The organism is Reyranella massiliensis 521 (assembly GCF_000312425.1).
Lineage (GTDB): Bacteria > Pseudomonadota > Alphaproteobacteria > Reyranellales > Reyranellaceae > Reyranella > Reyranella massiliensis.
The window spans coordinates 4,778,484-4,797,035 of the sequence record NZ_HE997181.1; the positions used below are offsets into that span (position 1 = coordinate 4,778,484).

The following is an 18,552-nucleotide window of genomic DNA, read 5'->3' on the forward strand; positions in this document are numbered from 1 at the left end:
GTCGCGGCCTGATTACTGGCGGGGTGGCGTCGGCTGTGCCGCAGCAGCGCCGCCGCCGCCATTGGCCTGCTGGCGCTGCCTCTGGCCCTGCTGCCCCTGATCGTGTTGTCCCTGACCTTGCTGCTCCTGCGCCTTGCCCTCCGGCACGGCCGTGGCGACGGGCGGCCCGCCGGCGGTACGCGGCGTCGTTCCGGGCCGGCGGATCTTGGCGCCGTCACGCAGGCGGTCAACGCCGTCGACCACGACATTGTCGCCGACCTGCAGGCCCTTCGTGATGGCAACCTTGTCGCCATCCGAAGCGCCCAGCTCGACGACGCGGATCGTCACCGTATCGTCGGGCTTCACCAGGTAGACGAACGTTCCGGGCTGGCCGCGCTGGATGGCGGCAATCGGCACGACCGTCGCATCCGTCACCGTGTCGACCAGGAGACGGACGTTCACGAACTGGTTGGGGAACAGACTTTCGTCGGCGTTCTCGAACACTGCGCGCAGGCGCACCGTGCCGGTGGTCGTATCGATCACATTGTCCGTCGTATCGAGCCGGCCGAGCGCCAGTTCGTTCTTCTGCGAACGGTCGAACACGCGCACTTCAAGATTGGCGCCAGCCGCCAGGCGCTTGCGCACCGACGGCAGTGTATCTTCGGGGATAGTGAAGATCACCGAGATCGGCTGGACCTGGATGATGACGCATATGCTGGTCGCGTCGCCCATCGTCACGTAATTGCCCTTGTCGACCATGCGCAGGCCGATCTTGCCGGTGAGCGGCGCCACGATGCGCGTGTAGGTGACGTTGAGCTTTGCGGCATCGACCAGCGCCTGGTCGATCACCAGCGCGGCCTCGTACTGCCGCACCAGGGCGACCTGCGTGTCGTACTGCTGGCGGGCAATCGAATCCTGCGCCACCAGCTTCTTGTAGCGTTCGAGGTCGGCCTGGGCGTTCTTGAGCAGCGCCTCGTCCTTCTGCTGCTGGCCGATTGCCTGTTGCAGGGCGACGTCATAGGGCCGCGGGTCGACCAGAGCGAGCAGATCCCCCTGCTTCACCGTCTGGCCTTCCTTGAAGTAGACGTCCATGAGCTGGCCGGTGATCTGGGTCTTGACGTTGACCGTCGCCAGCGGCGTCACCGTGCCCAACGCCCTGATCGTAATGGGGATATTGCCCTTGGCCGCGGTTGCCAGGCCGACCGGAACGGCAGCCCCAGCGGCAAAACGGCTACCGCCCTGACGGGCCGGCGGGGCCGAGCCGGGCTGCGACATATACCAGCCTGCGCCAGCAACAATGGCCAGCCCGAGGCCGATCCCGAGCAGGGTTCGCAGCCGTTTCATCGCTTAGTTACACCCTAGAAAGCGGTCAGTTACATATACTACGAACCGAACCGCCCGAGTCTCCCCCACCGATAAGGCGGGCGCAAGGCAACCCGCCTCATCGGGCTCGTCTACGCTTTGTAGACGTTCAGTCGGCGGCCTTTTCCGGGACATAGAGAGAATTGCCTCCTTCCCGGAACTTGGCGCTCATTTCGTCCATGCCCTTCCTGGCGTAATCGCGGATGTCCTGGGTGATGCGCATGGAGCAGAACTTGGGCCCACACATCGAGCAGAAATGGGCGGTCTTGTGCGCTTCCTTAGGCATGGTCTCGTCGTGGAATTTCTCGGCCGTGGCCGGGTCCAGCGACAGGTTGAACTGATCCCGCCAACGGAAGTCGAAGCGCGCCCGCGACAAGGCGTCGTCGCGCAGCCGGGCGGCCGGATGGCCCTTGGCGAGATCGGCGGCGTGGGCGGCGATCTTGTAGGTGATGACACCCACCTTCACGTCGTCGCGGTCGGGCAAGCCGAGATGCTCCTTGGGCGTCACGTAGCAGAGCATCGCCGTGCCGAACCAGCCGATCATGGCGGCCCCGATGCCCGAGGTGATGTGGTCGTAGCCCGGCGCAATGTCGGTGACGAGCGGTCCCAACGTATAGAACGGCGCCTCGCCGCACTCGCGCAGCTGCTTGTCCATGTTGGCCTTGATCTTGTGCATGGGCACATGGCCCGGCCCCTCGATCATGACCTGGCAGCCCTTGTCCCAGGCGATCTTGGTGAGTTCGCCCAGGGTCTCCAGTTCGGCGAACTGGGCGGCATCGTTGGCGTCGGCGTTACAGCCCGGCCGCAGCCCGTCGCCCAGCGAGAACGACACGTCGTATTTGCGCATGATGTCGCAAATGTCGCCGAAGTGTTCGTAGAGGAAGCTCTCGCGATGCTCGGTGAGACACCACTGGGCCATCATCGAACCGCCGCGGCTCACGATGCCGGTGACACGGCTTGCCGTCAGCGGCACATGCGCCAGCCGCACGCCGGCATGGATGGTGAAATAATCGACGCCCTGCTCGGCCTGCTCGATCAGCGTGTCGCGGAAGACCTCCCACGACAGCTTGGTCGGGTCGCCGCCAACCTTCTCCAGCGCCTGGTAGATCGGCACCGTGCCGATCGGCACCGGCGCGTTGCGCACGATCCACTCGCGCGTATCGTGAATGTTGCGGCCGGTCGACAGGTCCATGACCGTGTCGGCACCCCAGCGGATCGCCCACACCATCTTCTCGACTTCTTCCTCCATCGAGGAAGAGACGGCCGAGTTGCCGATGTTGGCATTGATCTTCACCAGGAAGTTCCGGCCGATGGCCATCGGCTCGAGTTCGGTGTGGTTGATGTTGGCCGGGATGATGGCGCGGCCGGCCGCCACTTCCTGCCGCACGAACTCCGGCGTGATGAAGGCCGGCAGGGCGGCGCCGAAGCTCTCGCCATCGGCCAGCCGCGCTTCCGCTTCGGCCAGGATCTTCTTGCGGCCGATATTCTCGCGCTCAGCCACATAGACCATCTCCTTGGTGACGACGCCGGCGCGTGCCCATTCGAACTGCGTGATCGGCCTGCCGTCGAGGCCGCGCAGCGGTCGCGGCGTGTTGGGAAACGGCCGCAGCGCCGTGCCCTTCACATTGCCATTGTCGATCGGCTGGATGGCGCGGCCTTGATACTCCTCGACACCGCCGCGTTCGAGAATCCAGGTACGGCGCGGGCGCGCCAGGCCCTTGCGAACGTCAATCGCGACCTCGGGATCTGTGTAGGGCCCGGTCGTGTCGTAGACGCGCACCGGCGGTTCGGCGTCGGTCGAAAGCGCGATCTCGCGCAAGGGTACGCGGAGATCGGGCGCGGCGTCGGGTACCGAATAGACTTTGCGGGAAGAGGGCAGCGGCCCCGTGGTTACCTTCGGCGGGGTGGCTTGCGGGTTTGTGCTGGTAACGATCGTGTCCATGATGGATCTCCCGTGGCTGGTAGGCAGACGGAGATCCGGCGCAGTCGTGCAAAGGAGGCATATCCAGTCCCTTCGCCGGCATGACCCGGATCAGGTTCAAAGGGTCACCGCGCCACCGCCGTCAGACGGTCATCGGTATCTCAGCCCCTTGCGGGACCCCCCTTGGACAAGAAAAGGATAGGATACGGGCTCGCTGAGAGGAAGCGAAGATGAACGCCAGCCCGGCAAATCGGCCATGTTCGGATGGTATCCCTCGCGCAGCCCATGCACGGCGCCTGAGCGTTCGGCTCTGGATCCTGACGGCGTTGTCGTCATTCGCGATGACGACGCCGGCCGTGGCGCAATCGCTGGGCGAGGCACTGAAGAGCTTCATACACGATGACGCGACAGCGACCGTGCACCTGCGCAGCTTCTACATGGACCGCACCAACGCTACGCTGCCGAACTACGTGGCCTGGGCCGGCGGCGGCTGGATCGGCTACCAGTCCGGCTGGCTCTACGACACGCTTCAGATCGGCGCCGTCGGCTACACGACGCAACCGCTCTGGGCGCCACCCAGCACCAGCGGCACCCAGCTCCTGAAGACGGGGCAGTACGGCTTCTTCATCCTCGGTCAGGGCTATGCCTCGGTCCGCGCAAAGGGCCAGACCTTCACCGCCTATCGTCAACTCATCGACGAGCTCGAGGTGAACCCCAACGACGACCGCATGATCCCCATCACCTTCGAAGCCTACGCGCTACGTGGAAGACTGGGGCCCATCGACTACTTCGCGGGCTATGTCGCGGCGATCAAGCCGAAAGACTACTGGACCTTCATCAACATGGCCGAGCGCGCCGGCGCGCCGAACCACAATGCCGGCATGGGCCTCTTCAGCCTCAAATACGGCGCGGTCGACGATCTCAGGCTGCGCGCCTCCGTCTATTACGTGCCGGACATTCTCACCTCGACCTACGGCGACATCGTCAAGACGTTTACGATCGTCGACGACCTCAAGTTCCGCTTCGCCAGCAACGTGATGGTGCAGGGAAGCAACGGGCTCAATCTGCTGACCGGCCGGCCCTTCAGCACCTGGTCGGCAGGCGTGCGTACCGATCTCCTCTGGAAGGAGTTCTCGCTGTGGGGCGCCTATACCCAGACCGGCAGCGCCGCCGCCTACCGCACGCCTTACGGCCAGTGGATCGGCTACACCAAGCAGATCGTGCTGGATTTCGATCGCGCCAACGAGCGCGCGTTCCAGGTCGGCATCACCTACGACTTCATCGGCATCGGCATTCCCGGCCTCACCTTTCTGGCGTCGGGAACCTTCGGCAGCGGTGCGCTCGACGCAGTGACGGGTCTCCCGCTCCCACAGAACAACGAGTACGATTTCGACCTGATGTATCAGGTGGCGGCAAAATCCGCGCCCGAATGGTTGAAGCCGCTGCGGTTGCGCGGGCGCATGGCCCATGTCGACCAGTGGTTCAACGGCGCTTACGCGCAAATCAACGACTACCGCGTGATCCTGAACTACGAGGTCAACTTCAAGGGGTTCAGGCGGTAGTTCAGGCGACCTTGCTGTTGCGAATTTCCGCGATCTCGGCCGGCGAATAGCCGGCTTCCTTCAACACTTCGTCGGTGTGCTGGCCGAGCGTGGCCGGTGGCCGCTCGACGGAACCGCCGCCGTGTTCGAGGCGGAAGCCGGAGCCCACGACCTTGATGGGGCCGTGTTCGGTCTCGACCGTCTGCAGCACGGTGCGATGCTTGAAGAGATCGAGCTGCGCGGTTTCGGGAATGCTGAGCACACGGCCGGCCGGGATGTCGTTCTTGGCGAAGCGTTCGCCCCAGGTTGCCGAGGTCTCGGTCTTCATCGCCGCCTCGACGATCTCGTGCAGCGCCGTGTTGTTCTGGATGCGCGTCGGCCAGTCGACGAAGCGCGGATCGGCCAGCGCATCCTCGCGGCCCAGCACTTTCATCAGCCGCTGGAACTGCGGATCGGTCATGACAGCCAGCACGATCCAGCCGTCCTTGGTCTTGAAGAGATTGCCTGTGGGCTTGCGTGTCACCGAGAGATTGGCGGCCTGGCCATGGACGCGGCCGGTCATCAGATGCTCGGTGAATTGCTGGGCGAGATAGCCCATCACCGCGTCGATCATCGCGACGTCGACAAGCTGGCCCTTGCCCGTGTGGGTGCGCTGAAAGAGCGCCGAGGCAATGCCCAGCGCCGCAGTGGCCCCCGACATGACGTCGGCGCCGGCGAAGCCCACGCGTGTCGGGCCATTGTTCTCGAAGCCGGTGATCGACATCAGGCCCGACATGGCCTGGATCATGCCGTCGAAGGCTGCCGTCTTGGCGTCGGGTCCGACCTGGCCGAACCCAGACACCGCGCAATAGATCAGCTTCGGGTTGATCGCCTTCAAGGTCTCGTAGCCGATGCCGAGCTTGTCCATCACGCCCGGCCGGAAATTCTCGACCACCACGTCGGACGTGGCCACGAGCCGCTTGATGATCTCGATCGCCTTGGGCTTCTTGAGATCGAGCGTGATCGAACGCTTGCCGGCGTTCACCGCCACCCAAGGAGCAGCGAGTCCGCGCTTCTCCCAGTCGTTGGCGCGGCTGCCGAAGCGCATGTCGTCGCCTTCGAGCGACTCGACCTTGATCACGTCGGCACCGAGCAGGGCGAGCTGGTAGGAGCTGTAAGGCCCCGCCAGCACGCGCGTGAAGTCGAGAACCTTGATGCCCGCGAACGGCTTACTCATGACGAAAGGACCCTCAGGCGACACCGGCCTTCTGACGCTGGCCGAGCGCGACCTGCTTTACCTTGTCGAACTCCGCACGTCGCTTGGCGACTTCCTCGGGGCTCATGCGCTCGATGTTGTTGTAGTCGTTCTTCCAGTCTCCGTCGTCGGTCCAGCGCAGCGGCGACTGTACCGTGGTGCGAGGACCTACGGCGCTTTCGAGCACCCTCAGGGCGAGGTCCAGCGTGAAACGCTGCGTGTCGGGCTCGTGCGGCTTGCCGCAGGAATTGCCCAGCGGAAAGTCGCTGAACAGAAAGCGCGGCACACCGGCATACTCGACGATATCCTTCGCCGCCCCCATCACGATCGTGGGGATGCCGTTCCTTTCGAGGTATCGGGCGACCAGACTCACGGTCTGGTGGCAGACGGGTCAAGTAGGAACAAGCAGCGCGGCGTCGACCGCGTCCTGCCGGCAACGTGCCAGGATCTCCGGCGCATCCGTTTCGAGCGTGACACGCTGGCTGCGATTGGTCGGCGCGCCATGGAAGCGAGCGGCCAGCTTGAAGCGTCCCTGATTTGCAAACTCGCGCATCACAGGCAGCGGGAACCAGGTGTTGCTGTCCGCAGCCGTGGTGTGCTTGCGATCGTAACCGATGTGGGAGATGCGCGTGTCGTGATCGACCGACGTGTCGCCGGAGTAGACGCTGTAGAACTTGGCACCGGCATTGTAGAGCGCGCCCGGTCCCTGATCGCCCTTGTCGGGTTGGTAGGGAGCGGCCGTCGTGATCAGCGCCAGAGTGCTGTCCTTCAGCGGCTTCTTCAGCGGTTGAAAGGGGGCATCGACATAATGCGCCCAACGGTAGGGGTTGTCGTAACCCAGCGCGAGGTAGTACTCACGCGTGCGCCTCATGTACTCAAGCGGCACGTCGTAGGCCGGTGCGAAATCCATCGTGTCAGACATGCCTTAAAATTGGCGCTGCAATAGCGTGAAGTCAAATTCGCGTAGCGGATGACAAGGCGCCGGGTGCGCCGTCAGCCCAATCAACGAGAAGACAGGGAGTTCCCATGAAGCAACTGACTCGACGCACGGCGCTGGCCGCCGGCATGGCCCTTGCGGCAGCACCTCGTGCTGGAGCGCAGGCCTGGCCAAGCAAGCCCAGCCGTTTGCTCGTGCCTTATCCCGTGGGCGGCATCGTCGATATCGTGAGCAGGGCCCTGGCCGATCCGATGCAGGCCGATCTTGGTCAGCCGGTGATCGTGGAACCCAAGCCCGGCGGCAACTCCACGCTTGCGACGGCCATGATCCCGCAGGCGCCGGCCGATGGTTACACCTGGTTGATGACGACACTCTCCCACGTCGTCGTGCCGCATCTGCAGCCCGTTCCCTACGACGCGCTCACCGACTTCCAGCCCGTCGCCCTGGTCGCGATCGCCACGTCGGTCGCGGTGGTCAATCCAGAGCTGCCGATCAGAACGCTGAAAGAGCTGGTCGAGTACGGCAAGGCCAACCCCGGCAAGCTGAACTATCTCAATCCAGGCAACGGCTCGTCGATCCATCTCTCGGCCGAGCTGCTGAAGAACCAGTATAAGTTCGACATGATCTCGGTGCCCTATCGCGGCATCCCGCCGGGAATGACCGATCTGCTCGAAGGCCGTCTCCAGGTCGGCCTGCTGCCCGGTCCGCTCGCCATCCAGCATGTCATGTCGGGCAAGCTGCGGGCGCTCGCGGTCCTGGCCGACAAGCGCCTGCCGACGCTGCCCGACGTACCGACTTTCGCCGAAGCAGGTTTCGCCAATGCCCAGGTGATGAGCTGGTACGTGATCTCGGTGCGGACCGGCACGCCGGCTCCCATCGTCGATCGCCTGCATGCGTCGGCGATGAAGGCCCTGCAGAACGAAGACACCCAGGGCCGCCTGACCCGCGCCGGCTGCGAAGTGCCTACACCGCGTTCACCGGCGGATATTCTGACCATGTGGCGGGCAGACTATGCCCGCTACGGCCAGCTGGTGAAGGATGCGGGCATCAAGGCCGATGGCTGACAGCGATGTAACCCGCCGGCCATAGTGCCGCCCAACTCGGGCACGCTATATATGAAGTGAAACAAGGCTCGTTACGGGGAGCTCACCGCATGGCGATCAAACGGCGCAGCGTACTGTTGGGCAGCGCGGCCCTCTGGGTCGGCGCGCCGGCCATTCTGCGGGCTCAGACGTCACCCCAAGCCTCGGGCAAGATCCACGTCAGTCACGGTTTCGCCATGCATGGCGAACCGAAGTACAAGGCCGACGCCGGGCCGCCGGACTATCTCAACCCGAACGCGCCCGCAGGCGGCAGCGTCCGGCTCGGCGCCCGCGGCACTTTCGATTCCCTGCATCCCTTCATCGTAAAGAGCGTTCCTGCCGCCGGCATCACGGCGATCTGGGATACGTTGTGCTGGAACTCTCGCGACGAAGCCTCGACCGAATACGGGCTGATCGCCGAGACCATCGAATGGCCCGAGGATCGTTCCTGGGTGGCCTTCACTCTGCGGCCGCAAGCCCGCTTCCACGACGGCAGCCCGATCACCGTCGAGGACGTGATTTTCTCCCTCGATATCCTGAAGACCAAGGGCACACCGATCTACGGCCTCTACTATCACGACGTGGTCAAGGCGGAGAAAGTCGGCGACCGCAAGGTGCTGTTCACCTTCCGCGACAGCACCAACAAGGAGCTGCCGCTGATCCTCGGCCAGCTTCCGATCCTTCCCTCGAAATGGTGGGCCAGCCGCGACTTCGAGAAGGTCTCGCTGGAGGTTCCGCTGGGCAGCGGCCCCTACAAGGTCGACTCCTTCGATGTCGGCCGTTCGATCGCCTATCGCCGCGTCCCCGACTGGTGGGCCAAGGACCTCTGGATGAACAAGGGTCGCAACAACTTCGAGGTCATCCGCTACGAGTATTACCGCGACGTCACGGTGCAATTTGAAGCCTTCAAGGCCGGCGACCTCGACCTCCGTCAGGAGAACATCGCGCGCAACTGGGCGACGGCCTACGACATTCCCGCGGTGCGCGACGGGCGTATCCAGCGCGCCGAAATCCCGCACGAACTGCCGACCGGCATGCAGTGCTTCGCCTTCAACATCCGGCGCGATTTCTTCAAGGACCGGCGCGTGCGCGAAGCGATTGCCACGATGTTCGACTTCGCCTGGTCCAACAAGAACCTGTTCTACGGGATGTACAAGCGCAACATCTCGTTCTTCGGCAACTCCGAGCTCGCCTCGTCGGGTCTGCCGACGCCCGCCGAGCTCAAGTATCTCGAACCGTTCCGCGGCAAGATCCCCGAAGAAGTCTTCACCAAGGAATTCAAGCTGCCGGAGTCCGACGGCACCGGCAATGTCCGCGACCTCGCACGCCGTGCGTTGGCGCTCCTGAAGGAAGCGGGCTGGGAGATCAAGGACGGCAAGATGACGGAAGTGAAGACGGGCAAGAAGCTCGCCTTCGAGATGCTGCTGAACGACGCCAGCTTCGAACGCGTCTCGTTGCCCTACAAGCAGAACCTGGAGCGCATCGGCATCGACATGAGCGTGCGCACGGTCGACACGGCACAGTTCAAGCGTCGCGAAGACGAGTACGACTTCGACATGATGGTCGAAGGCTTCGCCCAGTCGCTGTCGCCGGGCAACGAGCAGCGCGACTTCTGGGGCTCCAAGGCGGCCGACAACAAGGGCGGCCGCAACACGATCGGCATCAAGGATGCCGCGATCGACCAGCTCATCGAAACCCTGATCGCCGCGCCCGACCGGGAGAGCCTGATCAACGTCACGCGGGCGCTCGATCGCGTCCTGCTGTGGAGCCACTTCGTCGTGCCGAACTGGCACAGCAACACCGCCTATGTCGCCTACTGGAACCGCTTCGGGCGACCGGCCAAGAGTGCGAAGTATGCGCCCGTGGCCTTCGACACCTGGTGGATCGACGAGGCCAAGGATCGCGCCCTGCAGCGCGGGGAGAAGAAGTGACGCGCGTCATCGCGAAGTCACGCTGAGATGCTCGCCTATATTCTACGCCGTTTGATGCTGGTGGTGCCGACCCTGTTCGGCATCATGGTGGTCAACTTCTTCATCATCCAGGCCGCTCCCGGCGGTCCGGTGGAGCAGATGCTGGCCCAGATCCAGGGCACGGCGGTCAGCGCGACGGAACGTTTCTCCGGCAGTTCCAGCGGCGGCGAGACGGTCAATCGCGGATCGAGCGACAGTTCCGGCACCTATCGCGGTGCCCGCGGCATGCCGCGCGAGCTGATCGAACGCATCGAGAAGATGTACGGCTTCGACAAGCCGATGCACGAGCGCTTCTTCCTGATGATGGGGAACTATCTTACCTTCGATTTCGGCGAGAGCTTCTTTCGCAACAAGCGCGTGGTCGATCTCGTCATCGAGAAGATGCCGGTGTCGATTTCGCTCGGCCTGTGGACCACGCTGCTGATCTATCTCGTGTCGATCCCCCTCGGCATCGCCAAGGCCGTGCGCGACGGGTCGCGGTTCGACGTCTCGACCTCTACTGCACTCATCGTGCTGAACGCCATTCCGGGCTTCCTGTTTGCACTGCTGCTCGTCGTGCTGTTCGCCGGCGGCAGCTACTTCAAATGGTTTCCGCTGCGCGGCCTCGTCTCCGACGACTGGAGTACGCTCGGCCTGATCGACAAGGTGCTCGACTATTTCTGGCACATGGCGTTGCCGATCGGCGCCATGGTGATTGGCGGCTTCGCCACGCTCACTTTCCTCACCAAGAACTCCTTCCTCGAAGAGATCCATAAGCAGTATGTGCTGACGGCCCGCGCCAAGGGGCTGGTCGAGCGCCGCGTGCTCTACGGCCACGTCTTCCGCAACGCCATGCTGATCGTGATCGCGGGCTTTCCGGCAGCCTTCATCGGCGTGCTGTTCACCGGATCGCTGCTGATCGAGGTGATCTTCTCGCTCGACGGCATCGGTCTGCTGGGCTTCGAGGCGGCACTCAACCGCGACTATCCGATCATGTTCGGCACGCTCTTCTTCTTCGGCCTGATCGGTCTCGTCATGGGTATCCTGGGCGACCTGATGTACACGTTCGTCGATCCTCGGATCGACTTCGAGGCGCGCGGCTGATGAACCCGCTCAACCGACGCCGTCTCGCAGCCTTCAAGTCGAGCAAGCGGGGCATGATCTCGCTGGTCGTGTTCGGCGTGTTGTTCTTCGTCTCGCTGTTCGCCGAGCTGCTGGCCAACAACAAGCCGATCCTCATCAGCTACGACGGCGCGCTCTACTCGCCGATGATCCGCGACTATCCCGAAACGACCTTCGGTGGCGAATTCCCAACCAATGCGGTCTACACCGACGAGGAGCTGAAGAAGTCGATCGAGGCGAAGGGCTGGATTCTGTGGCCGCCGATCCGCTACAGCTACGACACGGTGCTGAAGGGCGAAGGACGCATGGCGCTGCTACCGCCGTCCTGGGCCCATCCGCTGGGTACCGACGACCAGGCCCGCGACGTGCTGGCCCGCCTGATCTACGGGTTCAGGATCTCGGTCCTGTTCGGCCTCGCCCTCACCATCCTGAGCACGGTGATCGGCATCGCCGCCGGTGCGGTCCAGGGCTATTTCGGCGGTATGGTCGATCTCTTGATGCAGCGCTTCCTCGAAATCTGGTCGAGCATGCCGACGCTCTACCTGCTGATCATCCTGGCGAGCTTCATCCAGCCCGGCTTCTGGGTGCTGCTCGGGATCATGCTGCTGTTCAGCTGGATGGCGCTGGTGGGCCTCGTCCGGGCGGAATTCCTGCGGGGGCGCAACTTCGACTATGTGCGGGCGGCCCGGGCGCTGGGCATGATGGATGCGCGCATCATGTTCCGGCATATTCTGCCCAATGCCATGACCGCGAGCCTCACCTTCCTGCCCTTCATCCTGGCCGGCTCGGTCACGACCCTGACGTCGCTCGACTTCCTCGGCTTCGGCCTGCCCGTCGGCTCGCCTTCGCTGGGCGAACTGCTGCTGCAGGGCAAGAACAACCTCAACGCCCCGTGGCTCGCCTTCACGGGTTTCTTCATCATCGCGCTGATGCTGTCGCTGCTGGTCTTTGTCGGCGAGGCGGTGCGCGATGCCTTCAATCCGCGCAAGGTGCTGGCGTGAGCGGCGCCCCTCTCCTCGCGGTACGCAACCTCGCCGTCACCTTCGGCGCCGGCGAACAGGCCGTGCAGGCCGTCCGTGGCGTCAGCTTCGACATCAACCGCGGCGAGACCCTGGCGCTGGTCGGCGAATCCGGCTCGGGCAAGTCAGTAACGGCGCTCTCGGTGCTGCAACTTCTGCCCTACCCATCAGCCAGCCACCCCACGGGGAGCATCCGCTTCCAGGGCCAGGAGCTGGTCGGCGCCTCGACCCGGGAGCTCCTGCAGGTGCGCGGCAATCGCATCTCCATGATCTTCCAGGAGCCGATGACCTCGCTCAACCCGCTGCACACGATCGAGCGGCAGGTGAACGAGGTCCTGATCCTGCACAAGGGCCTGTCGCGCGACGCCGCCCGCAAGCGCACCCTGGAACTGCTCGACCAGGTCGGCATTCCCGAAGCCGCCAAGCGCCTCGACGCGTATCCGCATCAGCTCTCCGGTGGCCAGCGCCAGCGCGTGATGATCGCCATGGCGCTCGCCAACGAGCCCGACCTGCTGATCGCCGACGAGCCGACGACGGCGCTCGACGTCACCATCCAGGCGCAGATCCTGAAGCTGCTGAAGAGCTTGCAGGCGCGCTACGGCATGGCGCTGCTCTTCATTACCCACGACCTCGGCATCGTGCGCAAGATGGCCGACCGGGTCTGCGTCATGACCAAGGGCCGGATCGTCGAGCATGGGCCGGTCGCCGACGTCTTCGATCATCCGCAGCACAGCTACACGCAGCATCTCCTGTCGGCCGAACCCAAGGGCCGGCCGGCCGACGTCGATCCGGCGGCGCCGGAAATCCTGCGCCTCGACGATCTCAAGGTGCACTTCCCGATCAAGCGTGGCGTGCTGCGTCGCACGGTGGGCCACGTGAAGGCGGTCGATGGCGTGAGCATCGCGCTGCGCGAAGGCCACACGATCGGGCTGGTCGGCGAATCGGGGTCGGGCAAGACGACGCTCGGCCTCGCCCTGCTGCGGCTCGAACGCAGCGAGGGCGGTATCCACTTCGACGGGCAGGATCTGCAGGCGCTCAGCCAGCGCGATCTCCGGCCGCTGCGCCGGCAGATGCAGATCGTGTTCCAGGACCCGTTCAGTTCGCTCTCGCCGCGCATGTCGGTCGGCGAAATCATCGGCGAGGGACTGGAGGTCCATCGCATCGGCACGCACCAGGAGCGCCAGGAGATGATCGTGCGTGCGCTGGGCGAGGTCGGGCTCGACGCCGCGGCGCGCGATCGCTATCCGCACGAATTCTCCGGCGGCCAGCGGCAGCGCATCGCCATCGCCCGCGCGCTGGTGCTGAAGCCGCGCCTGATCGTGCTCGACGAACCGACATCGGCGCTCGACATGAGTGTGCAGGCGCAGATCGTCGACCTGCTGCGCGACCTGCAGGCCCGCTACAGGCTCGCCTATCTCTTCATCAGCCACGACCTCAAGGTCGTGCGGGCACTGGCCGACGAAGTCGTCGTGCTGCGCCACGGCAAGGTCGTCGAACGCGGCTCCGCCAGCCAGGTCTTTCAGGCGCCGCAGACGCCCTATACCCAGGCGTTGATCGCCGCCGCTTTCAATCTGGAAGCCATTGGCGCCGACAATCGCGCCGTCGCTACCTGAACGGATTGAATAGACGCACCGACGGGCTTGCGGGGTGCCTGCGACGAACCTATGAGAAGGCTGTCGCACGTCCAAAAGCTTGCGCAATCACTGAAAGAAGGGGAGAGCCAAGATGACCGGTTTCCGCCGCGGCCTGTACGCCGCTGCGCTGGCGCTCACTGCAGTGATGGGGAGCGTGTCAGGCGCATCCGCACAAACGAGCCTGGTTCTGGGAACGGCGTCGGTCGGCGGCACTTACTACGTCTATGGAGGCGTCGTCGCACAGATCCTGAGCGACAAGGCCAAGTTGCAGATCACCCCGCAACAGACGCAAGGGCCGAACCAGAACGTCATCCTGGTCAACGACGGCAAGATGGGCCTCGGCATGACGACGATGGGTGTCGCCCTGCAGGCGATGCGAGGATCGGGAGCCTGGACCAAGGGCAAAAAGTACGAGGGCATCCGCGCCCTCTTCCCGATGTACGACACGCCGATGCAATGCGTGTCGCTCGCCAAGTCGGGCATCACGAATTTCAAGCAGCTCGAAGGCAAAACCGTCGGTATCGGGCCCAAGGCCGGCACCGCCGGCACCTATTTCCCGATGATCTTCGACGCGCTGGCGATGAAAGTCTCCGTGCGTAACGGTCAGAGCGTGGACATGAGCAACCAGCTCAAGGACGGGCTGCTCGATGCCTTCTGCTTCGGCGCCGGCGCGCCCGTTCCCGCTTTCTCCGAACTCGATGCCGAGCAGCAGGTTGTCTTCTACACCTGGACACCCGACGAGATCGCCCGCATCCGCAAGGCGATGGTGGAATTCACCGACTCGACAATCCCCAAGGGAACCTACAAGCAGCAGACAACGGACCAGAAGACGGTCGGCCTCTATAACTTCGCGATCGCCAGCAAGGACATGACCGACGACCTTGCCTATCTGGTCACCAAGACCGTGCTGGAGAACAACGCGGCGATGCTGCGGGCCCATGCCGCCGCAAAAGACACGATCGCCGCCAACGCCACGCGCAACACATTCCTGCCCTTCCATCCCGGTGCCGTGCGCTATTACAAGGAGAAGGGGATCAAGCTAGATCCCGCGACCATTCCCCAATAGACCTATCCAATAGAGAGGATTTCATGGCCGGCGCTATCGCCTACATCAGCCGCGATACCGACGGCGTTCACTGGAAGAAGGTGCTCGAGGCGGGGCTCGGACCCGTCGACTTCCGCCCCCTCGACAGCCTCGGCAACAAGGAGGACATCGAGGTCGCGCTGGCCTGGAAGCCGCCGGCCGGGCTGATCGCCTCTTTTCCCAACGTCAAACTGATCGTGTCGCTCGGCATGGGCGTCGACCATCTGCTGGCCGACGACCGGCTGCCCGCCGGTGTGCCGATCGTACGCATCATGGACGACGGGCTGGTCGGCCAGATGAGCGAATATGCCATCTACTGGGCGCTGCGGCACCACCGCGACATCGACAAGTACGCCGCCAGCCAGCGCGCCCGGCAATGGAAGCCCGAGGACTTCGTCGACACCATCGACCGCCGCATCGGTGTCATGGGCCTGGGGTCGATCGGCCAGGACACGGCCGGCAAGTTCGCCGCCCTCGGCTTTCCCACCGCAGGCTGGAGCCGCACGGCCAAGAACCTGCCCGGGATCGAGACCTTTCATGGCGCCGACGGACTCCAGCGTTTCCTCGCACGCACCGACATCCTGATCGACGTCCTGCCACTGACGCGCGACACGCATGGTCTGCTCGACGCCAAGGCGTTCGCCGCCCTGCCCAGGGGCGCCTACTTCATCAACATGGCGCGCGGCGGCCATGTCGTGGACGACGCGCTGCTGGCAGCACTCGAATCGGGCCAGATCAGCGGCGCGGCACTCGACGTCTTCAACGTCGAGCCGCTGCCACAGGACCATCCCTACTGGACACACCCCAAAGTGCATGTGACGCCGCACATCGCCGGCGCCACCAATCCACGCACCGCCTCGCCGGGCGTGATCGAGAACATCAAGCGGATGCGCGCCGGCCAGGCGCTCATCCACAGCGTCGATCCCAAGACCGGATACTGATCGGCTAGCCGAACTTCTTCTCGATGGTGGCGAAGATCGCGCGGGCGGCCTGGGCTTCGCCACCTTCGGGGCGGCCTGGGCGGCTGGTGTTGTTCCAGGCCATCATGTCGAAATGCGCCCACGGTACGTCGTCGGGCACGAACTCCTTGAGATAGAGCGCGGCCGTGATGGCGCCGCCGAAGCCGCCGGCCGACACATTGTTGATGTCGGCCACCTTGCTGTCGAGCAGACGGCGATAGCCTGCGAACAGGGGCAGGCGCCACATCGGATCGGTCACAGCCTCTCCCTGCTCGAGCAGGTCGCCCGCCAACGCATCGTCGTTGCAGAACAGCGCCGGCAGATCGGTGCCCAGCGCCACGCGCGCCGCGCCGGTCAGGGTGGCGCAATCGATCATCATCGCGGGCTTTTCCGAAGCGCCCTCGTACAAGGCGTCGCACAGGATCAGGCGGCCTTCGGCATCGGTATTGCCGATCTCGACCGTGATGCCCTTGCGCGTCGGCACGACGTCCATCGGCCGGAAGGCATTGCCCGACACCGAGTTCTCGACCGCGGGGATCAAGAGCCGCAGCCGTACCCGCAACTTGGCCGCCATCACCATGGACGCGACAGCGAGCATGGTCGCCGCGCCGCCCATGTCCTTCTTCATCATGAGCATGCCGGTCGAGGGCTTGAGATCGAGGCCGCCGGTATCGAAACACACGCCCTTTCCGACCAGGGTGACCTTGGGATCGCGCGCGTGCCCCCAAACGAGGTCGATCAGGCGCGGCGCACGCGCCGATGCCCGCCCCACCGCATGCACCATGGGAAAGTTCTGCTTCAGGAGGGCATCGCCGGCGATCACCTTCACCTTGGCCTTGTTCTTCTTGCCCACCTGTTGCACGGCGGCGGCCAGTTCGGCCGGTCCCATGTCGGACGACGGCGTGGTGATGAGATCGCGGGCCAGCGAGATGGCCTCGACCATCGCCGTCACGCGCGCCTTGTCGACGCCCTCGGGCCACACGAGACGCGGTCCCGCCTTGCCCTTCTTGCTGCGGTAGCGTTCGAACCGCCAGGCGCCGAGCCCGATCGCAACGGCGGCATCGGTCGGCGAGACCGGCGCCATGTCGGCAGCGAACCTGCCGGCGAATTTCCACGTGCCGGGCGGCAGTTTGGTCGCCAATGCACCGAAGTCCCAGAGAGTCGGTTTGGCGGAAAGCACAAGGACTGCGCCGGCCGCCTTGCCGTCACCGCCCGGCAACACGACGAGGTCGCCCGGCGCACCGGCAATGCCAAGGGATTCGATCCAACCGCGCCGTGCAACACTTTGCTCTTTCAGCCATCCTTGCCATGTCGATTGACCCACAAACTGCAGGGGCAAAGAAGAAGAAGAACGGTCGACGAACGGCAACGACATAGCCATGCTCACAATCCTTTAGTGCAACGGTTAAGATTGCCGGCGAAACTCTCGCACTGGCAAGCTCAGTGAGATGGAGGGCGTATGGCCGACTTCACCCTCGTGATCGGCAACAAGAACTATTCGTCATGGTCGCTGCGCGGCTGGCTGATGGCCAAGATCGCAGGTATCGAGTTCGACGAGATCGTGGTGCCGCTCGACCGGCCCGAAACGCAGGCGGCCATCCGAAAGCACTCACCTTCGGGTCGAGTGCCGGTGCTGCTTCATCGCGGGTTGGCCGTGTGGGAATCGCTGGCGATCGCCGAATACCTCAACGACCTCAAACCCGAAGCGGGCCTCTGGCCGCCTTCGGCGGCGGCACGCGCGCATGCCCGCGCCATCTCCTGCGAGATGCATGCAGGTTTCATGGATCTTCGGAACAACATGCCGATGAACATCCGCGCATCGTTCCCCGGCAAAGGCATGACGCCTGGCGTGCGCGCCGACATCGAACGCATCACCGGCCTGTGGCGCGACTGCCGCAAGCGCTTCGCCGGTGCCTTCCCGAAGGACGACGGCTTCCTGTTCGGCACCTTCGGCGCCGCCGACGCGATGTTCGCACCCGTCGTGACACGCTTCAAAACCTACAGCGTCACACTCGATTCGGATGCAGACGCCTACTGCGCCGCCGTGTTGGCCCATCCTGCGATGAAGGAATGGGCCGACGCCGCCGCGCACGAACCGTGGCTGATCGACGCCTACGAGCTGTAGGAGGGCCCTCCGGGGCCCTGCAAGCCTCAGGAGTTGGGCTTGGGCAGCGCCGTGGGAACGATCCGCAGGATCTTATAGCCCACGTCCGCCAGCTTCACAGCTTCCGCCTCTGCTTCCGCAAGGGTCGAATAGCCGATGCCGATTTCGTTGTTGGTGCGCGGATCTACCGTCCACACCATATGCTTGCCCAATGTGTCGCTTGCCATGGCCTTCTATATAGGGAGTCGCGGCGCGAATACGATCTTTATCGGCTCATTCCAGTGCAGCTGCGGCATCGAGGGCTGCAAGCGCCGGCGCTGATCGTGCATATTTCCGGCGCAGCGCCTGTCCATCGGCCTTGAGCGTCGTGCATTTGAGCTCGCTCAGGGCCCGATTGATCTCGGCGCGACGGGCGGCGTCGTACGGTTCCTCGCCCGCGAAATGCCAGCAGCCTTCGGCGCGATCCATGTAGGCCGCGATTTCCGCCGGCGCCGTTTTCCGCGCGGCGTTGAAGCGCTCCAGGATCGCGTCGAGATCCTGCGCCGGCAGGGCAGCCGGCGCAGCCATCGCGAGCAGGACCGATGCGGCGAGAAGGATCGGCCTCACGATCGGATCGCGGGCCGTC

Annotated in this window: 16 protein-coding genes and 1 riboswitch; of the genes, 9 read left to right on the plus strand and 7 right to left on the minus strand. The window is 64.4% G+C overall.

Features of this window, described 5'->3' with window-relative positions:
• Positions 1 to 12 precede the first annotated feature (12 nt).
• Both BN60_RS23360 and thiC read right to left on the minus strand, forming a co-directional pair.
• A complete protein-coding gene (locus tag BN60_RS23360) occupies positions 13 to 1,323 on the minus strand; it encodes an MdtA/MuxA family multidrug efflux RND transporter periplasmic adaptor subunit (protein ID WP_051150175.1) in 1,311 nt (436 codons plus the stop codon).
• 127 nt (positions 1,324 to 1,450) lie between these two features.
• Positions 1,451 to 3,283 carry a phosphomethylpyrimidine synthase ThiC gene (thiC, locus tag BN60_RS23365; protein WP_020698591.1) on the minus strand — a complete coding sequence of 611 codons (1,833 nt, stop codon included), beginning with the start codon at positions 3,281 to 3,283 and terminating at the stop codon, positions 1,451 to 1,453.
• A 49-nt stretch (positions 3,284 to 3,332) separates the two neighbouring features.
• A riboswitch (TPP riboswitch) is annotated at positions 3,333 to 3,456 on the minus strand.
• A gap of 132 nt (positions 3,457 to 3,588) precedes the next feature.
• Here thiC and BN60_RS23370 point away from each other — a divergent pair.
• Positions 3,589 to 4,824 carry an OprD family outer membrane porin gene (locus tag BN60_RS23370; protein ID WP_215905934.1) on the plus strand — a complete coding sequence of 412 codons (1,236 nt, stop codon included), beginning with the start codon at positions 3,589 to 3,591 and terminating at the stop codon, positions 4,822 to 4,824.
• Position 4,825: 1 nt separating this feature from the next.
• On the opposite strand, the gene BN60_RS23375 is transcribed toward BN60_RS23370, so the two are convergent.
• Both BN60_RS23375 and BN60_RS31360 read right to left on the minus strand, forming a co-directional pair.
• Positions 4,826 to 6,019: a CaiB/BaiF CoA transferase family protein gene (locus BN60_RS23375; protein WP_020698593.1), complete on the minus strand. Its 1,194-nt coding sequence runs from the start codon at positions 6,017 to 6,019 to the stop codon at positions 4,826 to 4,828.
• 13 nt (positions 6,020 to 6,032) lie between these two features.
• Positions 6,033 to 6,959: a glycine/sarcosine/betaine reductase selenoprotein B family protein gene (locus BN60_RS31360; protein ID WP_083856255.1), complete on the minus strand. Its 927-nt coding sequence runs from the start codon at positions 6,957 to 6,959 to the stop codon at positions 6,033 to 6,035.
• A 104-nt stretch (positions 6,960 to 7,063) separates the two neighbouring features.
• Between BN60_RS31360 and BN60_RS23385 the strand changes: the two genes are divergently transcribed.
• The 7 genes from BN60_RS23385 (at position 7,064) to BN60_RS23415 (ending at position 15,805) form a co-directional block, all read left to right on the plus strand.
• Positions 7,064 to 8,038 carry a Bug family tripartite tricarboxylate transporter substrate binding protein gene (locus BN60_RS23385; protein ID WP_020698596.1) on the plus strand — a complete coding sequence of 325 codons (975 nt, stop codon included), beginning with the start codon at positions 7,064 to 7,066 and terminating at the stop codon, positions 8,036 to 8,038.
• An 89-nt stretch (positions 8,039 to 8,127) separates the two neighbouring features.
• Positions 8,128 to 9,987, plus strand: a complete 1,860-nt coding sequence (locus tag BN60_RS23390; protein WP_020698597.1) for an extracellular solute-binding protein — start codon at positions 8,128 to 8,130, stop codon at positions 9,985 to 9,987.
• A 27-nt stretch (positions 9,988 to 10,014) separates the two neighbouring features.
• Positions 10,015 to 11,109, plus strand: a complete 1,095-nt coding sequence (locus BN60_RS23395; RefSeq protein ID WP_020698598.1) for a microcin C ABC transporter permease YejB — start codon at positions 10,015 to 10,017, stop codon at positions 11,107 to 11,109.
• Positions 11,109 to 12,128: an ABC transporter permease gene (locus BN60_RS23400; protein WP_020698599.1), complete on the plus strand. Its 1,020-nt coding sequence runs from the start codon at positions 11,109 to 11,111 to the stop codon at positions 12,126 to 12,128. The genes BN60_RS23395 and BN60_RS23400 overlap by 1 nt, the downstream gene beginning before the upstream one ends.
• On the plus strand, positions 12,125 to 13,759 hold the full coding sequence (locus BN60_RS23405) for an ABC transporter ATP-binding protein (protein WP_020698600.1): 1,635 nt from the start codon (positions 12,125 to 12,127) through the stop codon (positions 13,757 to 13,759). The genes BN60_RS23400 and BN60_RS23405 overlap by 4 nt, the downstream gene beginning before the upstream one ends.
• Before the next feature lie 112 nt (positions 13,760 to 13,871).
• The gene (locus BN60_RS23410) at positions 13,872 to 14,846 is read left to right on the plus strand and encodes a TAXI family TRAP transporter solute-binding subunit (protein WP_020698601.1); all 975 of its coding nucleotides are present in this window, start codon (positions 13,872 to 13,874) and stop codon (positions 14,844 to 14,846) included.
• A gap of 23 nt (positions 14,847 to 14,869) precedes the next feature.
• Complete coding sequence (locus BN60_RS23415; RefSeq protein ID WP_020698602.1) at positions 14,870 to 15,805, plus strand: 2-hydroxyacid dehydrogenase; 936 nt, start codon at positions 14,870 to 14,872, stop codon at positions 15,803 to 15,805.
• Positions 15,806 to 15,809: 4 nt separating this feature from the next.
• Here BN60_RS23415 and BN60_RS23420 read toward each other — a convergent pair whose 3' ends face one another.
• Positions 15,810 to 17,204 (minus strand): leucyl aminopeptidase family protein, encoded by a 1,395-nt coding sequence (locus BN60_RS23420; RefSeq protein ID WP_051150176.1) that lies wholly within the window; start codon positions 17,202 to 17,204, stop codon positions 15,810 to 15,812.
• A 78-nt stretch (positions 17,205 to 17,282) separates the two neighbouring features.
• Between BN60_RS23420 and BN60_RS23425 the strand changes: the two genes are divergently transcribed.
• Positions 17,283 to 17,948, plus strand: a complete 666-nt coding sequence (locus tag BN60_RS23425; protein WP_020698604.1) for a glutathione S-transferase family protein — start codon at positions 17,283 to 17,285, stop codon at positions 17,946 to 17,948.
• Between the two features lie 26 nt (positions 17,949 to 17,974).
• Here the strand turns inward: BN60_RS23425 and BN60_RS30595 are convergent, their stop codons facing one another.
• The gene (locus BN60_RS30595; protein ID WP_148283513.1) at positions 17,975 to 18,154 is read right to left on the minus strand and encodes a hypothetical protein; all 180 of its coding nucleotides are present in this window, start codon (positions 18,152 to 18,154) and stop codon (positions 17,975 to 17,977) included.
• Positions 18,155 to 18,200: 46 nt separating this feature from the next.
• Entirely contained in the window at positions 18,201 to 18,533 is a 333-nt protein-coding gene (locus tag BN60_RS23430; protein ID WP_020698606.1) for a hypothetical protein, read from the minus strand.
• Between the last annotated feature and the right edge of the window lie 19 nt (positions 18,534 to 18,552).

What these genes read in the sequence shown, in the direction of transcription:
- BN60_RS23375 (WP_020698593.1), bottom strand. Translation starts at nt 6,019, where the DNA reads ATGAGTAAGCCGTTCGCGGGCATCAAGGTTCTCGACTTCACGCGCGTG.
- BN60_RS23390 (WP_020698597.1), top strand. Translation starts at nt 8,128, where the DNA reads ATGGCGATCAAACGGCGCAGCGTACTGTTGGGCAGCGCGGCCCTCTGG.
- BN60_RS23385 (WP_020698596.1), top strand. Translation starts at nt 7,064, where the DNA reads ATGAAGCAACTGACTCGACGCACGGCGCTGGCCGCCGGCATGGCCCTT.
- BN60_RS30595 (WP_148283513.1), bottom strand. Translation starts at nt 18,154, where the DNA reads ATGGCAAGCGACACATTGGGCAAGCATATGGTGTGGACGGTAGATCCG.
- BN60_RS23425 (WP_020698604.1), top strand. Translation starts at nt 17,283, where the DNA reads ATGGCCGACTTCACCCTCGTGATCGGCAACAAGAACTATTCGTCATGG.
- BN60_RS23420 (WP_051150176.1), bottom strand. Translation starts at nt 17,204, where the DNA reads ATGGCTATGTCGTTGCCGTTCGTCGACCGTTCTTCTTCTTCTTTGCCC.
- BN60_RS23415 (WP_020698602.1), top strand. Translation starts at nt 14,870, where the DNA reads ATGGCCGGCGCTATCGCCTACATCAGCCGCGATACCGACGGCGTTCAC.
- BN60_RS23360 (WP_051150175.1), bottom strand. Translation starts at nt 1,323, where the DNA reads ATGAAACGGCTGCGAACCCTGCTCGGGATCGGCCTCGGGCTGGCCATT.
- BN60_RS23400 (WP_020698599.1), top strand. Translation starts at nt 11,109, where the DNA reads ATGAACCCGCTCAACCGACGCCGTCTCGCAGCCTTCAAGTCGAGCAAG.
- BN60_RS23410 (WP_020698601.1), top strand. Translation starts at nt 13,872, where the DNA reads ATGACCGGTTTCCGCCGCGGCCTGTACGCCGCTGCGCTGGCGCTCACT.
- thiC (WP_020698591.1), bottom strand. Translation starts at nt 3,283, where the DNA reads ATGGACACGATCGTTACCAGCACAAACCCGCAAGCCACCCCGCCGAAG.
- BN60_RS23395 (WP_020698598.1), top strand. Translation starts at nt 10,015, where the DNA reads ATGCTCGCCTATATTCTACGCCGTTTGATGCTGGTGGTGCCGACCCTG.